This is a genomic window from Mycobacterium paraffinicum, from assembly GCF_001907675.1.
Classification (GTDB): Bacteria; Actinomycetota; Actinomycetes; order Mycobacteriales; family Mycobacteriaceae; genus Mycobacterium; species Mycobacterium paraffinicum_A.
Map to the genome: position 1 here is coordinate 65,258 of NZ_MPNT01000025.1, position 15,024 is coordinate 80,281.

General features: G+C 69.4%; 17 protein-coding genes, 2 pseudogenes and 1 riboswitch. Of the genes and pseudogenes, 11 read left to right on the plus strand and 8 right to left on the minus strand.

The genetic code is table 11. From position 1 onward, the window contains the following. Window positions 1-15 precede the first annotated feature (15 nt). Window positions 16-2,265 carry an FUSC family protein gene (locus BRW65_RS22410; protein WP_073878409.1) on the plus strand — a complete coding sequence of 750 codons (2,250 nt, stop codon included), beginning with the start codon at window positions 16-18 and terminating at the stop codon, window positions 2,263-2,265. Here the strand turns inward: BRW65_RS22410 and BRW65_RS22415 are convergent. Next, the gene (locus tag BRW65_RS22415) at window positions 2,235-2,642 is read right to left on the minus strand and encodes a hypothetical protein (protein WP_139273211.1); all 408 of its coding nucleotides are present in this window, start codon (window positions 2,640-2,642) and stop codon (window positions 2,235-2,237) included. The two genes, BRW65_RS22410 and BRW65_RS22415, sit on opposite strands and share 31 nt — an antisense overlap. A 193-nt stretch (window positions 2,643-2,835) precedes the next feature. Between BRW65_RS22415 and serC the strand changes: the two genes are divergently transcribed. Both serC and sepH read left to right on the plus strand, forming a co-directional pair. Further along, window positions 2,836-3,954: a phosphoserine transaminase gene (gene serC, locus BRW65_RS22420; RefSeq protein WP_073878451.1), complete on the plus strand. Its 1,119-nt coding sequence runs from the start codon at window positions 2,836-2,838 to the stop codon at window positions 3,952-3,954. 117 nt (window positions 3,955-4,071) lie between these two features. Continuing rightward, a complete protein-coding gene (gene sepH, locus BRW65_RS22425; protein ID WP_073878413.1) occupies window positions 4,072-4,848 on the plus strand; it encodes a septation protein SepH in 777 nt (258 codons plus the stop codon). Window positions 4,849-4,859: 11 nt separating this feature from the next. Here sepH and BRW65_RS22430 read toward each other — a convergent pair whose 3' ends face one another. The 3 genes from BRW65_RS22430 to BRW65_RS22440 are packed head-to-tail and all read right to left on the minus strand — an operon-like array spanning window position 4,860 to window position 6,390. Beyond that, the gene (locus BRW65_RS22430; RefSeq protein ID WP_073878415.1) at window positions 4,860-5,132 is read right to left on the minus strand and encodes a DUF2537 domain-containing protein; all 273 of its coding nucleotides are present in this window, start codon (window positions 5,130-5,132) and stop codon (window positions 4,860-4,862) included. Beyond that, on the minus strand, window positions 5,129-5,962 hold the full coding sequence (locus tag BRW65_RS22435; RefSeq protein ID WP_073878417.1) for a TrmH family RNA methyltransferase: 834 nt from the start codon (window positions 5,960-5,962) through the stop codon (window positions 5,129-5,131). The genes BRW65_RS22430 and BRW65_RS22435 overlap by 4 nt, the downstream gene beginning before the upstream one ends. Next, window positions 5,959-6,390, minus strand: coding sequence for a MarR family transcriptional regulator (locus BRW65_RS22440; protein ID WP_073878419.1), 432 nt, complete (start codon window positions 6,388-6,390; stop codon window positions 5,959-5,961). Before BRW65_RS22440 ends, BRW65_RS22435 begins: the two co-directional genes overlap by 4 nt. A gap of 199 nt (window positions 6,391-6,589) precedes the next feature. Between BRW65_RS22440 and BRW65_RS22445 the strand changes: the two genes are divergently transcribed. Together BRW65_RS22445 and BRW65_RS22450 are read left to right on the plus strand one after the other, a co-directional pair. Continuing rightward, entirely contained in the window at window positions 6,590-6,865 is a 276-nt protein-coding gene (locus tag BRW65_RS22445; RefSeq protein ID WP_073878453.1) for a DUF2530 domain-containing protein, read from the plus strand. A 30-nt stretch (window positions 6,866-6,895) separates the two neighbouring features. Further along, window positions 6,896-7,351 (plus strand): SRPBCC family protein, encoded by a 456-nt coding sequence (locus BRW65_RS22450; protein WP_073878421.1) that lies wholly within the window; start codon window positions 6,896-6,898, stop codon window positions 7,349-7,351. A 221-nt stretch (window positions 7,352-7,572) separates the two neighbouring features. On the opposite strand, the pseudogene BRW65_RS22455 reads toward BRW65_RS22450, so the two are convergent. Beyond that, window positions 7,573-8,358, minus strand: a pseudogene (locus tag BRW65_RS22455) (DUF3027 domain-containing protein); the annotation flags it as partial. A 131-nt stretch (window positions 8,359-8,489) separates the two neighbouring features. Here BRW65_RS22455 and BRW65_RS22460 point away from each other — a divergent pair. Both BRW65_RS22460 and BRW65_RS22465 read left to right on the plus strand, forming a co-directional pair. After that, entirely contained in the window at window positions 8,490-10,142 is a 1,653-nt protein-coding gene (locus tag BRW65_RS22460; RefSeq protein ID WP_073878425.1) for an MFS transporter, read from the plus strand. Next, window positions 10,139-10,627: a DUF2771 domain-containing protein gene (locus BRW65_RS22465; RefSeq protein WP_073878427.1), complete on the plus strand. Its 489-nt coding sequence runs from the start codon at window positions 10,139-10,141 to the stop codon at window positions 10,625-10,627. The genes BRW65_RS22460 and BRW65_RS22465 overlap by 4 nt, the downstream gene beginning before the upstream one ends. Window positions 10,628-10,635: 8 nt before the next feature. On the opposite strand, the gene BRW65_RS22470 is transcribed toward BRW65_RS22465, so the two are convergent. Then, the gene (locus BRW65_RS22470; protein ID WP_073878429.1) at window positions 10,636-11,640 is read right to left on the minus strand and encodes a glutathione S-transferase family protein; all 1,005 of its coding nucleotides are present in this window, start codon (window positions 11,638-11,640) and stop codon (window positions 10,636-10,638) included. A gap of 47 nt (window positions 11,641-11,687) precedes the next feature. Next, window positions 11,688-12,101, minus strand: a complete 414-nt coding sequence (locus BRW65_RS22475; RefSeq protein WP_073878431.1) for a cold-shock protein — start codon at window positions 12,099-12,101, stop codon at window positions 11,688-11,690. Window positions 12,102-12,263: 162 nt separating this feature from the next. Here BRW65_RS22475 and BRW65_RS22480 point away from each other — a divergent pair, with 162 nt between their 5' ends. The 4 genes and pseudogenes from BRW65_RS22480 to BRW65_RS32980 form a co-directional block, all read left to right on the plus strand. Next, window positions 12,264-12,662: a YccF domain-containing protein gene (locus BRW65_RS22480; protein ID WP_073878433.1), complete on the plus strand. Its 399-nt coding sequence runs from the start codon at window positions 12,264-12,266 to the stop codon at window positions 12,660-12,662. Next, entirely contained in the window at window positions 12,659-13,738 is a 1,080-nt protein-coding gene (gene moaA / locus BRW65_RS22485; RefSeq protein ID WP_073878435.1) for a GTP 3',8-cyclase MoaA, read from the plus strand. The genes BRW65_RS22480 and moaA overlap by 4 nt, the downstream gene beginning before the upstream one ends. A gap of 4 nt (window positions 13,739-13,742) precedes the next feature. Further along, window positions 13,743-14,018 (plus strand): MoaD/ThiS family protein, encoded by a 276-nt coding sequence (locus BRW65_RS22490; protein WP_073878437.1) that lies wholly within the window; start codon window positions 13,743-13,745, stop codon window positions 14,016-14,018. Between the two features lie 232 nt (window positions 14,019-14,250). After that, a riboswitch (cyclic di-AMP (ydaO/yuaA leader) is annotated at window positions 14,251-14,441 on the plus strand. 12 nt (window positions 14,442-14,453) lie between these two features. Continuing rightward, window positions 14,454-14,735 (plus strand): annotated as a pseudogene (locus BRW65_RS32980) (transglycosylase family protein); the annotation flags it as partial. Here the strand turns inward: BRW65_RS32980 and BRW65_RS32985 are convergent. Continuing rightward, window positions 14,696-14,983: a hypothetical protein gene (locus tag BRW65_RS32985; RefSeq protein WP_432206448.1), complete on the minus strand. Its 288-nt coding sequence runs from the start codon at window positions 14,981-14,983 to the stop codon at window positions 14,696-14,698. The pseudogene BRW65_RS32980 and the gene BRW65_RS32985 overlap by 40 nt on opposite strands. Window positions 14,984-15,024: the final 41 nt, after the last annotated feature.

A 15,024-nucleotide genomic window follows, 5' to 3' on the forward strand; every position in this document is an offset into this window, starting at 1 on the left:
CAGGCCCGCAACTGGGTGATCGGCTCCGACCCCGGTCTGCTGCGGCTGCGCATGGCGACGCGGACGACGGCCGCGCTCGGCTGTTCCCTGCTGGCCCTGTACGCCCTGACCCGGGCGACCGGACAACCGCTGACGGTCGCGTTGCTGGGCGTCGTCATCACCATGGTCGCGTCGCGATCGGTCAACGAGCCGGACCCGCGGCAGCAGCGGATCACCATGGCGCTGCTGCCCGTGCCGGCCGCCGTGTCGATCACGGCCGCGGCCGTGCTGGCGCCCCACCAAGTGATCAGCGACGCGGTGTTCGTGCTCGTGGTGTTCACCGCCGCCTACATCCGCCGCTTCGGGGCGCGCGGCCGGGCGCTGGGCATGGTCGCGTTCATGTCCTACTTCTTCACGCTGTATCTGCGCGCACGCATCTCGGAGCTGCCCTGGATGATCGGGGCGGTCGCGGTGGGCACGGTGTGCACGTTCGTGATGACCAGCTACGTGATGCCCGATCGGCCGGAGCGCGTGCTGTCGGCGACCATCCGGGCGTTGCGGGCGCGGATGGCGATCGTCGTCGACACCACCGCCGACGCCGTGCGCACCGGGCGCCTCGACGAACGGCGGCGGCGCCGCATGCGGGCGCGCACCACTCGGCTCAACGAAACCGCCCTGATGGTGCAGAGCCAGATCGAAGACAAGGCCGATCCCGCCATGCTGTGGCCGGGCGTCACCGCCGAACAATTGGCCCCCTGGTTGCTGGACGCCGAACTGGCCATCGAATGGGTGGCGACGGCCGGCCGGCGGGCCGCGGCGCTGATGACGGAAGACCCGAGCGCGATACCCGCCCCGACGCGGGTGGCGCTCGTCGACGCGCTCTCGCGGCTGGCGCGGGCCATTCGCCTGCCCGAGCCCGACGGCCTCCGGCAAGCCGCCGCCCGAGCGCAACGGCTGCTCGACGAGCAATGCGGCGCCGCCGATGATGACCCGGGCAGCGCCGCCGTGCGCCGCCTCGCCCTGGCGATCATCAACGCCGCCACGGCGACTTCCGACGTGCGGGCGATCGTCGACCGAGCCGCCGCCGGCGGGGCGGTCGCCCTGGAGAGCACGGACAGCGAGCGGCCGCCGGCTTCCGAGGGCGCACCGTCGGACACGCCCGCCGGGGCCGCCGACGAAGCGCCGTCGCAGGGCCTCCGGCCGACCACCCGGCAAGCCATCCAGGTCGCCGTCGCCGCATCGTTCGCCATCGTCGCGGGCGAGCTGGTGTCGCCCGCTCGCTGGTACTGGGCGGTGATCGCCGCGTTCGTCATCTTCGCGGGCACCAACTCGTGGGGCGAAACCCTGACCAAAGGCTGGCAGCGACTGCTCGGCACCCTGCTCGGCGTGCCGTGCGGCGTGCTGGTGGCCACGCTGCTGGCCGGCGACAAGACGGCCGCGCTCGCCGGCATCTTCGTCTGCCTGTTCTGCGCCTTCTATTTCATGACGGTCACCTACAGCCTGATGACCTTCTGGATCACCACGATGCTGGCGTTGCTGTACGGCTTGCTCGGCCAATTCTCGTTCGGCGTGCTGATGTTGCGGATCGAAGAGACCGCCCTCGGCGCGGTCATCGGGGCGACGGTGGCCGTCGTCGTGCTGCCGACGCACACCAGGGCCGCGATCCGCGACGACACCCGCACGTTCCTGGCCAGCCTGTCGGGACTGATCGAGGCGTCCAGCGCGACGATGTTCGGCGCGGACACGAGCGCGAGCCCGTCCGAGCAGGCACGCCAGCTGGACCGGGACCTGCAGCAGTTCCGGGTTACCGCCAAGCCGCTGCTGGCGGGCGTCGCAGGCCTTGCCGGCCGGCGCAGCATTCGCCGCGCGCTGCGCATCTTCGCGGCGTGCGACCGGTACGGCCGCAGCCTGGCGCGCAGCAGCGAGCGATACCAGGACCCGGCAGCCGCGGGGCCCCTCACCTTTGAACTGGCGCAAGCCTTTTCGGCCGCCGCGGCCCAGACCCGGCGCAACATCGACGCGCTGGCCGCCGCCATCGGCAGTGGCCGCGCGCCGACCATGGTGTCGGCGGCCGACGACCTCGACGCCGCCGAAACGCTGGCCCGGCAGCGGGACAGCGAGGCCGGATCACCTGCGCCCGATACCCGGCGACTCCTGACCGCGGTGCACGCGCTGCGCCAGATCGAGCGGGCCGTCGTGACCGCGGCCACCAACCTCGGCGGCCGCGAAACCGCCGGCGCCGAATTTCGCGGGTTTCAGAGGCCGGGCAGGCACGCGGGGAAATAACACGGCTGGTTGGGCCCCTGGGCTTTTCGCACCAGGTCGAACAGCGCGAGCGTGGTTTGCAACAGCTGCAGTTCGACGCCGGGCCGTTGCGCGGGGGGCAGATTCTGCACGTCGTTGGACACCGTGGTGGACTGCTGCTGCAGCTGCGTCAGCCGCTGCTGGCGTTCCGCCGGGGTGAGGTTGTCCCAGTTGTCGTGCAGGTCGTTCACCTGCCGCTGCAGTTCCGCGACCTCCGCCTCGGGATCGGGCTGCGGGGCGGGGGCCGACGCGTAGAACCGGCTCGGCACGGGCGCCCAGCCGATCTCGGCCTGCGCGCTACCGGCCGTCGCAAGCGCGCCGGCGACGAGGCCGGTCGCCACGATCGCAATGATTTTCATGGAGGCTTCTTTTCTTCCGGTTTCGGCTTTGTGGTCCTGGCAGTAGGACACGTCGGATTTGCTACCGATCCCAAAATCCAATGGCCGTACCGAACCTGCGGCCGGGGTTCGAATTCAGTGAGCCGGACGACGCCCACCGACTCCCGCGACGGGCACGCAGCTAGCGGATCGGCGCCTCGGTACCCTGATGAGCATGGCTGACCAGCTCGAGGTTCCCTCCGACATCAAACCCCGCGACGGCCGCTTCGGATGCGGCCCTTCCAAGGTGCGGCCCGAACAACTGCAGGCGCTGACGACCACCGCAGCGCCGCTGTTCGGCACATCGCACCGGCAGTCGCCCGTCAAGAATCTGGTGGGGCGGGTCCGGTCGGGGCTGGCCGAGCTGTTCTCCGTGCCAGACGGTTATGAGGTCATCCTCGGCAACGGCGGCGCGACGGCGTTCTGGGACGCGGCGGCGTTCGGGCTGATCGACAAGCGCTCGCTGCACCTGTCCTTCGGCGAGTTCAGCTCGAAATTCGCATCGGCGGTCGCCAACAATCCCTTCGTCGGGGACCCCATCGTCATCAAGGCGGATGCCGGCAGCGCACCCGAGCCGCAGAGCGACCCCTCGGTCGACGTGATCGCCTGGGCGCACAACGAAACGTCGACCGGGGTGGCGGTGCCGATCCGCCGTCCCGCCGGCTCGGGTGACGCCCTGGTCGCCATCGACGCGACCTCCGGCGCGGGCGGGCTGCCGGTGGACATCGCCGAGACCGATGCCTACTACTTCTCGCCGCAAAAGAATTTCGCCAGCGACGGGGGACTGTGGCTGGCCATCATGAGCCCCGCCGCCTTGGCGCGGGTGGAGTCCATTGCCGGATCCGGTCGCTGGGTCCCCGACTTCCTGTCGCTGCCGATCGCGGTGGACAACAGCCTGAAGAACCAGACGTACAACACCCCGGCGATCGGGACCCTGGCGCTGATGGCCGAGCAGATCGACTGGATGCTGGGCAACGGCGGGCTGGACTGGGCCGTCAAGCGCACGGCCGACTCGTCCGAGCGGTTGTACTCCTGGGCGCAGGAGCGGCCGTACACCACGCCGTTCGTCGCCGACCCCGCCCTACGGTCCCAGGTGGTGGGCACCATCGATTTCGCCGACGAGGTCGACGCCGCGGCGGTCGCGAAGATTTTGCGGGCGAACGGCATCGTCGATGTCGAGCCGTACCGCAAACTCGGCCGCAACCAGCTGCGCGTGGGGATGTTCCCGGCGGTCGATCCCGACGACGTCAGCGCCCTGACCCAGTGCATCGACTGGGTGGTCGAGAAGCTGTAACCACCTCGCAATCAGCCCGCAACCGCCCAGCGTGTCAGCCCGGTTATGGGCATTAGCTGAACTAGAGTGCGCACGAGACGGGTCCGTCGACCTGCACGGAGCCTGCGAGGAGAAACCATGCGGGAACTCAGAATGGTTGGGCTCGATGCCGACGGCAAACACATCATCTGTGAATCCGGCGATCCGGGGGAACCGTTCAAGCTCTTGGTCGACGATCAGGTGAAAGCCGCCGTGCGCGGCGAGGCCGTGTCGCCAGAGCAACCTCACCTCGACATACAGGTCACAAACATGCTGAGCCCCAAGGAGATTCAGGCCCGGATCCGGGCCGGTGCGTCGGTCGAGCAGGTGGCTGCGGCCTCGGGTTCCGACATCTCACGCGTCCGCCGGTTCGCGCATCCGGTGTTGCTGGAACGCGCGCGCGCCGCGGAGCTGGCAACGGCCGCTCATCCGGTGCTCGCCGACGGCCCGGCGGTGCTCAGCCTGCTGGAGACGGTGAGCTCCGCCCTGGTGACGCGCGGCCTGGAGCCAGACAGGCTCAGCTGGGACGCCTGGCGCAACGAGGACGGCCGCTGGACCGTGCAGCTTGCCTGGAAGGCCGGCCGGTCCGACAACATCGCGCACTTCTCCTATACCCCCGGCGCGCACGGCGGAACCGTCACGGCCATCGACGACGCGGCGAAGGAGCTGATCGACCCGAACTTCGACCGTCCGCTGCGGCCGCTGGCGCGGGTGTCCCACGTCGACTTCGAGGAGCCGGCGAAGCCATCCGCCCCCGCTGCCCGGGAAGAGCAGCCCGCTCCCCCGGAGCAGCCGGTGCACACGCGCCGGGGCAAGCCGGTCATCCCGGCCTGGGAGGACGTGCTGCTCGGCGTGCGTTCGGGGGGACAGCGCTAGACAGATGGTCGCTACCGCGCGACCGTCAGCGCGAGCAGCGTCAGCCAGGCTCCCGCGACCCCGATCCCCGAGCCCAGCAGGAACCAGCGCAGCACCAGCTTGTGCCGCCAACCCCATAGCGTGGGCGCCAGCCCCCCGGCCGCGACGACGTTGAGCCCGACCGCCAACAGTGGATGCACCCGGATCAGTCCCAGGCTCAGCACCACGATGGCGGCCCCGGTGACTGCCGCCACGAATCCGGCAACCGTCAAACCCGTCGCCCAGGGCACGGAATCGTCGGTCACGGCCCGAGCCTAGCCCGCTCGTAGAACGCCAAAGCGGCCGCAGTGGCGACGTTGAGGGAGTCGGTGCCGCGCGCCATCGGGATGCGCACGCGCACGTCGCTCGAGCGCAGGGCGGCCGGCGTGAGTCCCGGCCCCTCGGCGCCCACCAGCACGGCGACGCGTTGGCCACGGACGGCCGCCATGGCCTCGGGCAGGGGGCAGGCCTTGCCGTGCGGGGTCATCGCCAGTAGTCGAAATCCGTTCTCTTTCAGCATCGCCAGGTCCGCGGGCCAGTCGGGCGCCCGCGCGTAGGGCACCAGCAAGGCGTGGCCCATGGAGACCCGCACGGCCCGGCGGTAGAGCGGGTCGGCGCAGCCGCTGCCGAACACCACCGCGTCGACGCCCAGCCCGGCCGCGTTGCGGAAGATCGAACCGAGGTTCTCGTGGTCGTTGACACCCTCGAGCACCGCGACGGTCTGGGCGCTCTCGACCAGTTCGGCGAGGCCGGGCTCCGGCACCCTGCGCGCGGCCGCCAGCACGCCGCGATTCAGGTGAAAGCCCACCACCCGGGCCATGACGTCGGCGGAGGTTCGGTAGAACGGCGCGGCGCTGCCCGCGAGGTCATCGGCGAGCTCGCCCAGCCGGCGGTCGGTTCCGAGCAGGGCGTGCGGGGTGAACCGGGAGGCCAGCATGCGCTGAACGACAAGCACGCCCTCGGCGATCACCAGACCCTTGCCGGACGGCAGGTCGGGACGGCGGTCGACGCTGTTCAGGTCGCGGAAATCGTCGAGACGCGGGTCGTCGGGATCGGCGACGTCCTGAACGTTCAGGCCATCGGTTCCGTCGCTCACGGGCCTTCGTCGACCAAGGCCAACATCAGGTCGGCCGCGTTGCGCAGGGTGTCGCGCTGTTCGCTGTCCAGCGTCGCCAGCCGTTTGGCCAACCACTCCTGGCGGGCCCGCCGGGTCACCTTGACCAGCTCGGCGCCGGATTGGGAGACCGAGACCAGCACCTGCCGCCCGTCGATCGGATGCGGGGCGCGGTCCACCAGGCCCATGTCGGCCAGCGAAGCGATCACACGGGTCATCGACGGCGGCCGGACGCGTTCGCGAATCGCCAGTGCACCCGGCGTCATCGGGCCCTCGTTGGCCAGCGTCGCCAGCGCCGACAGCTGGGACAACGACACTGGCGACGACGGGTTTCGGAACCGGAGTTGGCGGGCGAGCCGCATGACCGCCAGCGACAGGTCGCTGGCCAGCCGCGCATCGCTGTCAGGCATGGCGCGAGGTTACACGGAACCTCAAGAAATCGGGATACGAAACGGCCAACGATGGGCCCTGATCGCCGCCGCCGGGCGCGCCGACTAGCGCCGAACCGCTTGGGCGGGCGCTTAACCCGCGCTGCACAGGCGTTTTGGGTTCGCCCCGCCGCGCACGTGGGTGTTTTGGCGCGGCGCAGCGGCGGCTATGTTGATCGCGATGCCTGTTGAACCCGGCCCGAACCGCGAGCCTCCGCCTCTGCCGCCTGCGCTGCTCAACGCGTGGTCGTTCCTCGCCGTCGGCGCACTCGGTTGGGTGGTCGCGGCGGCCGCCGCCTTCCTCGTGCCGTCCCTGCAGGGCTGGCGTCCGCTGACGCTGGCCGGGCTCGGGGTGACAGTGCTTGGCACGACCATCTTCGTGCTACAACTCGCGGAAGCCCGTCGAGGCGCACGTGGTGCACAGGACGGACTCGAGAACTATTTCGACCACGGCTAGTTTTCGCAATCGAGGACTCGGGAGGGATCGATGGTAGCCCCGCTGTTGCAAGCCCAAATCGACATCGACGCGCCGGTTGCCACGGTGTGGGGGCTGATATCCGATCTCCGGCGGATGCCGGAGTGGAGCCCGCAGTGCCGTTGGGTGAAGACGTTCGGTCCACTGCGGCAGGGCGCGCGCACGCTCAACATCAATCGCCGTAACGGAATGTTCTGGCCGACTACTTCCACCGTCGTCGAAATCATCCCCGACACCAAACTCGCGTTCCGCGTCAACACCAACAACACGATCTGGAGCTACGAACTCCAGCCCGCCGGCACGGGCACCCGGGTGATCGAGAGCCGCCACGCCGAGAACGGCGTGACCGCCTTTTCCAACCTGTCGGTGAACGCGCTGTTCGGCGGGACCACCAACTTCGAACGCGAATTGCTCGACGGCATGAACGCCTCGCTGGCCAAGATCAAGGCCGCCGCCGAGAAGGCCTAGTCCGCCCCGGGTTCCGGCGTTTCGGGCGCCTCTGCTTCGGGTTCCGGCGTTTCGGGCTGGGACTCCGGCGCTTCGGCCCCTGGTTCCGGCGTCTCCGAAGTTGTTGTCGCCGACTCCGGTTCCGCCTGCGGGCCATCGTGGGGCTCGACGTCCCCGGGCCCGGATTGCGCTTCCTCGGTCGGCGCGTCCGCCGCCTCCGGCTCGGGAACCTCGCCCGGCTCTGCCCGCGCAGGCGGCTCCACAACGTCGAGCACGCCGTCGTCGTACGGCTCGTACATCGGCGAACCGGTGCCCGCCGGAGCCGGGGTGTCCGAGTGGGCGCCGCAACCGTAGTGCATGTCGACGATCTGCCCGTCGGCCGACAGCTCGTTGCCGCACACGCCGAACATCGAACCGAGCGACCCCGCCAACGGCAGGTAGAAACCGCAGTCCCGGCACACCCGTTTGGTGGAGCGGGCCATCGGCGCGTCGGGACCGTGCTCTCCGGTGTGCCATCGTTCGGCCGCCTCCGCGCGGCCGAGTGCACTCATGACCCAGCGCCGGCCCAGCCCGATCTCGGCGGCGGTCTCGTCGACCTGTGGATCGCCGCTGTCGGTGTAGCCGGGCACCAACCGCGGATCGTCGGCCGCGGGTGCCAGCAGGTCCCCAGGGCTCAAGTCTCCGGGCCGCACCCGCTGATCCCACGGGACCCACTCGGGTGCCAGCAACGCCGTCGGGCCCGGAATCAGCACCACCTCGCTCACGGTGGCGTGGTCGGCCCCGGGATGGGCGGCGACGACGACGGCCCACTGCCAGCCCTGATAGCCGGGCAGATGAGCCAGGAACCGGTGGGTGGCGGCGGCCGGATCCTCATAGCTGACGCCCAGGTAGTCGCCCACGGTCTCCGCACCGCTGAACTCGACGACGGCGGCCCTCGCCTGGTCCACCGCACCCGTCAGCACCGCGGCCAGCCCTTCGGGCCAGTCGGCCACGGTCGCCGCGGCGGATTGCTCGCTGGGTCCGGTCAAGGTGTCTTCTTTCTCCATTGCGGTTCCAATACTAGGTTGGCGAGCCACACCCCGTTACCTGCAGACGCTTGTCGTCGGCATAGGGGAGAATCTCCAACGTGTCTGGACGGCGTCGTGACGATCCGGGCCGCGTGGCCTCCACTCCGGGTCGCCGGCCCCGCAACGGAGCTGCCAATCAACATCCCGGCATGGCCAATTACCCCGCCGACGATGCCGCCAACCGCCGTCCCCGCCGGCCGCCGCCGATGCCGAGCGCGAACCGCTATCTGCCGCCGATCGGCCAACATTCCGAGCCGGATCAACACGACACCCCACCCTCACGCCCTGCCGCCGCCGGTGAACGGATCACCGTCACTCGCGCCGCGGCGCTGCGGAGCCGCGAGATGGGGTCGCGCATGTACTGGATGGTGCAGCGTGCCGCCACCGCCGACGGCGCCGACAAGTCCGGCCTGACCGCGCTGACGTGGCCGGTGGTGGCCAACTTCGCGGTCGACGCCGCGATGGCCGTGGCGCTGGCCAACACCCTGTTCTTCGCGGCAGCCACCGGGGAGAGCAAGGGCCGGGTCGCGTTGTATCTGCTGATCACCATCGCGCCGTTCGCGGTCATCGCGCCGCTCATCGGCCCGGCGCTGGACCGATTGCAGCACGGCCGGCGGGTCGCGCTCGCCGGGTCGTTCGTCATGCGGACGGCACTGGCGTTGGTGCTGATCATGAATTACGACGGCCCCACCGGGAGCTACCCGTCATGGGTGCTCTATCCGTGCGCGCTGGCCATGATGGTGTTCTCCAAGTCGTTCAGCGTGCTGCGCAGCGCCGTGACGCCGCGGGTCATGCCCCCGAGCATCGACCTGGTGCGGGTGAACTCGCGGCTGACGGTGTTCGGTCTGCTGGGCGGCACCATCGCCGGCGGGGCGATCGCCGCGGGCGTGGAGTTCGTCTGCACCCACCTGTTCAAGTTGCCCGGCGCGTTGTTCGTCGTCATCGCGGTCACGGTCGTCGGCGCGTCGCTGTCGATGCGGATCCCGCGCTGGGTCGAGGTGACGGCCGGCGAGGTGCCCGCCACGTTGAGCTATCGCCAGGACAGCGAGCCGCAGCGGCGCAGCTGGCACAAAGAAGTCAAGAAGGTCGGCGGAACGCTGCGACAACCGCTGGGCCGCAACATCATTACTTCGTTGTGGGGAAACTGCACCATCAAGGTCATGGTGGGTTTCCTGTTCCTGTACCCGGCTTTCGTCGCCAAGGCGCATCAAGCCAACGGCTGGGTTCAGCTGGGCATGCTCGGGATGATCGGCGCGGCGGCCGGCATCGGCAACTTCGCCGGCAACTTCGCCGCCGCGCGCCTGCAGTTGGGCCGCCCTGCCGTGCTGGTGGTGCGCTGCACGCTGGCGGTCTCGGCGGTCGCGTTGGCAGCGGCGGTGGCGGGCACGCTCGTGGCGGCCGTGATCGCCACCCTGGTCACGTCGGGCTGTAGCGCCATCGCGAAGGCCTCGCTGGACGCCTCCCTGCAAAACGATCTGCCCGAGGAATCGAGGGCCTCGGGATTCGGGCGTTCGGAGTCGACTCTGCAGCTGGCGTGGGTGCTCGGTGGCGCCGTGGGCGTCCTGGTGTACACCGAGTTGTGGGTGGGCTTCACCGCCGTCACCGCCCTGCTGATCCTCGGATTGGCGCAGACGCTCGTTAGCTATCAAGGGAACTCGCTGATCCCCGGACTCGGAGGTAACCGGCCCGTCATGGTGGAGCAGGAAGGCGTCCGTCCCGGGCCCCCGGCGGTGGTGCCCGAGTGAAACGCGGGGTGGCCGTGCTGCTGGCCGGCCTGATGACTCTGGCGTGCGTGGCCGTCGGTGTGGGCACCTGGCTGCTGGTCCGCCCGTCAGGTCCCCCACGCCCCGAGATCAGCGCGTATTCGCACGGTCACCTCGCGAGGGTGGGTCCGTACCTCTACTGCAGCGTGCTCAACCTGGAAGACTGCGACGCGCCCCAGGCGCAGGGCGAGCTGAAGGTCAGCGAGCGCTACCCGGTGCAACTCTCGGTGCCCGACGCGATCTACCGGGCACCGTGGCGGCTGCTGCAGGTCTATGAGGATCCGACCAACACCACCAGCACCATCTTTCGGCCGGGCACCCGGTTCGCGGTCACCATCCCGCCGGTCGACCCGCACCGCGGGCGGGTGGTCGGGATAGTGGTGCAGTTGCTGACGCTCGTCATGGATCCCGCGGGCGAGCTGCGGGATGTCCCGCACGCGGAATGGTCAGTGCGCCTTACGTATTGAGCGCCAACTTAGGCTCCGTGCCCGGCCGGGACCCGCTCCCCTTCGACGGGTGGACCCGGAGGGGTACCGTCGCCGAAAGGCTTGCCGCCCAAAACTTCCCGGCCATGTGGTGACAGCCAGCTGGACAGGTCCGGGCCCTTGGGCACGATCCCGGTAGGATTGATGTCGGCGTGCACGATGTAGTAGTGCTGCTTGATCTGCACGAAGTCGACGGTGTCGCCGAACCCGGGTGTCTGGAACAGGTCGCGTGCGTACGCCCACAGCACCGGCATCTCGCTCAGTTTGCTTCGGTTGCACTTGAAATGGCCGTGATAGACCGGGTCGAAGCGGGCCAGTGTGGTGAACAACCGCACGTCGGCTTCGGTTATGGTGTCGCCCACCAGGTATCGCTGATCGGCCAGGCGATCGCCGACCGAGTCCAACGCGGCGAAGAGCCGGTCGTAGGCCGAGTCGTAGGCCTGCTGCGAGCCGGCGAAGCCGCACCGGTACACCCCGTTGTTGATCTCGGTGTAGACCCGCTTGTTCACCTCGTCGATCTCCGCGCGCAGGCGCTCGGGATAGAGCTCCGGTGCACCGTCGCGATGGTAGGCGGTCCATTCCGTGGAGAAGTCCAGGGTCATCTGCGCGAAGTCATTGGTGACGACCGCACCGGTGGGGACGTCGACGATCGCGGGCACGGTGATGCCCTTGGGGTAGTCGGGGAAGCGCTTGAAGTAGGCGTCCTGCAGGCGAGGGATCTTCAACACGGGGTCCACACCCCCGGGGTCGAGATCGAACGTCCAGCTGCGCTCGTCGTGCGTGGGCCCGCAAAACCCAATGGAGAGAACGCCTTCCAGGCCCAGCAGCCGACGGACGATGATGGCGCGGTTGGCCCACGGGCACGCGCGGGCGACGACCAGCCGATACCTGCCGGGCTCCACGGGGTAGCCGTCGCGCCCGTCGGCGGTGACCCGGGTGGTGATGTAGTTGGTGTCTCGGTTGAAGTCGCCTTTTCCGGCGACGTAGGCGGCCATGGCTTCAATTCTGCCCCAGCCCCACGCCGTCGAGCGGCGGCGGCGGGCTAGGCGTCGAGCTCGCGGGCGACCGCGCGAACCACCTCGGAGACCCGGCGAGCCGTCTTGCGGTCGGGGTAGCGGCCCTTGCGCAGCTCGGGCTGCACGGCGCCCTCCAGCAACGTGATCATGTCCTCGACCATGCCGTGCAATTCGTCGGGGCTGTGCTTGTGCTCGGCGGGCGTCTCGCGGCGGCCCTGAGCCTTGGTGAGGCTGGGCGGCGGCTCAATCAGCTTGAGGCTCAGCGCCTGAGGCCCACGCCGCCCGGAGGCGATGCCGAACTCCACGCGCTGGCCCGCTTTGAGCCCCTCGACCCCAGCGGGCAACGCCGACGAGCGGACATACACGTCCTCGCCGTCCTCTTGCGACAGGAAGCCAAACCCCTTGTCGGCGTCGTACCACTTAACCTTGCCGGTCGGCACTGGTCTCACCTGCTTGTCTAACGGATCAATAGAATGGCCAACACAATAAGCGTCCCGCCTGCGCAGGACGCCGTTTGGCCCTTGATCCTACTCGGATGCTCGCCTTACGAGCACCCCCGTTATTGCCCACTAGGTACGCTGGGCGGTACCGGTGGAGGAGACATGCGCCTAATCCTGAACATCATCTGGCTCGTGTTCGGCGGCCTGTGGATGGCCGCCGGATACCTGCTCGCGGCGCTCGTCAGCTTCCTGCTGATCATCACCATCCCCTTCGGCTTTGCGTCGCTGCGCATCGCCTCGTACGCGTTGTGGCCGTTCGGCCGCACCATCGTCGACAAGCCGACCGCCGGCACGGGCGCGCTGATCGGAAACGTCATCTGGGTGCTGCTGTTCGGATTGTGGCTGGCGATCGGCCACGTGGTCAGCGCGCTGGCGATGGCCGCCACCATCGTCGGCATTCCGCTGGCGCTGGCCAACCTCAAACTGATCCCCGTGTCGTTGATGCCGCTGGGCAAGCAGATCGTTCCGGTCAGTTCGCCCGCCCAGGTGATGGCCGCATGACGCTGACCGGGCTGGGTGTGCCGACGGTGCCGGGCCGCGCCGCCGCCGCAGCCGCGCGGAACGCCCCGACCGCGGGTCCGTTGGTGGACACCTACGGCCGGGTCGCTACCGACCTGCGGGTGTCGCTGACCGACCGCTGCAATCTGCGGTGCAATTACTGCATGCCGGCCGAGGGCCTGGATTGGCTGCCCGGCGAGCAACTGCTGCGGCCCGACGAGCTGGCCCGCCTGATGCGCATCGCGGTCACCCGGTTGGGCATCACCAGCGTGCGATTCACCGGTGGCGAGCCCCTGTTGGCGCGGCACCTCGAAGAGGTGGTCGCGGCGGTGGCCGGGCTGCGGCCACGCCCCGAGATCTCGTTGACCACCAATGGCGTCGGCCTGGCGCGGCGGGCCGCCGGGCTCGCCCGGGCGGGCCTGGACCGTGTCAACGTGTCGATGGACAGCGTGGATCGCGACCACTTCGCGGCGATCACTCGCCGGGACCGGCTCGGCGACGTGCTTGACGGCCTGGCCGCGGCCCATGACGCCGGCCTGAAGCCGGTCAAGGTGAACGCCGTGCTCGACCCCGTCACCGGGCGCCAGGACGTCGTCGAGCTGCTCCGGTTCTGTCTCGAGCGCGGCCACCAACTGCGGGTCATCGAGCAGATGCCGCTGGACGCGGGGCACCAATGGCGCCGGGGCGCCGCGTTGAGCGCCGACGACGTGCTCGACACGCTGCGCCCCCACTTCCGGCTCCGTCCCGACCCGGCGCCGCGCGGTTCGGCGCCCGCGGAGCTCTGGTTGGTCGACACGGGCCCGGGCACGCCGAGCGGAAAGTTCGGCGTCATCGCATCGGTTTCCCATGCCTTCTGTTCGGCCTGCGATCGCAGCCGCCTGACCGCCGACGGTCAAGTGCGCAGCTGCCTGTTTTCGACCGAGGAGACCGACCTTCGGACCCTGCTGCGCACCGGCGCGTCCGACGACGCGATCGAGGCGGCGTGGCGGGTCGCGATGTGGGGCAAGCCCGCCGGGCACGGCATCAACGACCCGAGCTTTATCCAGCCCGACCGTCCGATGAGCGCGATCGGTGGCTAGCCCCATGGGTCAAGCCGTCGAACAAGACGGGATCGAGGTGACGGTGCGTTACTTCGCGGCCGCGCGGGCGGCGGCGGGAGCCGACTCGGAAACGGTGGTGCTGCGCCCCGGCACCACGGTGGCCGAGCTGGTGGAGCGCCTCGCCGTGCGTGGCTCCCAACTCGCCGGGGTGTTGGGCAGGTGTTCCTACCTGTGCGACGGGGTCGCCGTTCGCGACGAGACCACACCGTTACGCGCCGGAAACACGATCGACGTTCTACCCCCGTTCGCCGGCGGATGAAACTGTGAAATATCTCACGTAACGGAACGATAACGGCGTAATCACGCTCCGATATCGGGTGCTATGACCTGCGTGGATACCGCGTGTCCCGAGCGTTTTCCCAGATGGCCGAGAGGGAAACGCCGGGTTTCGCACAACGTGACGGGACCAACAGAACCCGCTACCTTTCTCCGAAGGCTCGCCAAGACAACCGAATTGGCGGACCTCCCCTCCTATCGCGCCGAGCTCCATCCAATAGGCGGGGCCCACTGACCAACGTGGATGGAGACGGGGGACCCACCGGTCCACCGTGATCGGATTGGGGCCGCTCGCGGCCCCTAGGGGTGAAGCCGACGTCGTTCCCCAGCGGATGCGGCACCGGCCGGGTGGCCTCTCCAACCCGAACCCGACAGCTGACCTCGCAGGCGCGTGACGAGAGAGGATTTTTTTCGGCCTATGAGCGGACGTCACCGTAAGCCCAGCACGTCAAACATCAGCGTCGCCAAGATCGCCGTCACCGGCGCGGTCCTCGGTGGCGGCAGCATCGCTTTGGCCGGCCAGGCGGCCGCGGCCACCGACGGTGAATGGGATCAGGTAGCCCGTTGCGAATCCGGCGGCAACTGGGCGATCAACACCGGCAACGGCTACCACGGTGGCGTGCAGTTCAGCTCGAGCACTTGGGCTTCGCACGGCGGCGGTCAGTACGCGCCGTCGGCCGAACTGGCCACCAAGGAACAGCAGATCGCCGTCGCCGAGCGCGTGCTGGCCACCCAGGGCCGCGGTGCGTGGCCCGTGTGTGGCGGCCCGCTGTCCGGCCCGACCCCGCGCGAGGTCCCCGCGCCGACCGGCCTGGACGCCCCGCTGGATGCGCCCGGGATCAACGGGCAGCCGGCACCGCTGGCTCCCCCGCCCGCCGACGCGCCCCCCCCCGCAATGAAGTCAATCCCTTCCCCGCGTCCACAGAATCCGAGCGCCTCGAGCGACATCGGGATGAGTGGACTGAAGGAGTCGTAGATGATCGCGGCGT

What these genes read in the sequence shown, in the direction of transcription:
- BRW65_RS22415 (WP_139273211.1), bottom strand. Translation starts at nt 2,642, where the DNA reads ATGAAAATCATTGCGATCGTGGCGACCGGCCTCGTCGCCGGCGCGCTT.
- serC (WP_073878451.1), top strand. Translation starts at nt 2,836, where the DNA reads ATGGCTGACCAGCTCGAGGTTCCCTCCGACATCAAACCCCGCGACGGC.
- sepH (WP_073878413.1), top strand. Translation starts at nt 4,072, where the DNA reads ATGCGGGAACTCAGAATGGTTGGGCTCGATGCCGACGGCAAACACATC.
- BRW65_RS22440 (WP_073878419.1), bottom strand. Translation starts at nt 6,390, where the DNA reads ATGCCTGACAGCGATGCGCGGCTGGCCAGCGACCTGTCGCTGGCGGTC.
- BRW65_RS22445 (WP_073878453.1), top strand. Translation starts at nt 6,590, where the DNA reads ATGCCTGTTGAACCCGGCCCGAACCGCGAGCCTCCGCCTCTGCCGCCT.
- BRW65_RS22450 (WP_073878421.1), top strand. Translation starts at nt 6,896, where the DNA reads ATGGTAGCCCCGCTGTTGCAAGCCCAAATCGACATCGACGCGCCGGTT.
- BRW65_RS22470 (WP_073878429.1), bottom strand. Translation starts at nt 11,640, where the DNA reads ATGGCCGCCTACGTCGCCGGAAAAGGCGACTTCAACCGAGACACCAAC.
- BRW65_RS22480 (WP_073878433.1), top strand. Translation starts at nt 12,264, where the DNA reads ATGCGCCTAATCCTGAACATCATCTGGCTCGTGTTCGGCGGCCTGTGG.
- moaA (WP_073878435.1), top strand. Translation starts at nt 12,659, where the DNA reads ATGACGCTGACCGGGCTGGGTGTGCCGACGGTGCCGGGCCGCGCCGCC.
- BRW65_RS22490 (WP_073878437.1), top strand. Translation starts at nt 13,743, where the DNA reads ATGGGTCAAGCCGTCGAACAAGACGGGATCGAGGTGACGGTGCGTTAC.
- BRW65_RS32985 (WP_432206448.1), bottom strand. Translation starts at nt 14,983, where the DNA reads ATGTCGCTCGAGGCGCTCGGATTCTGTGGACGCGGGGAAGGGATTGAC.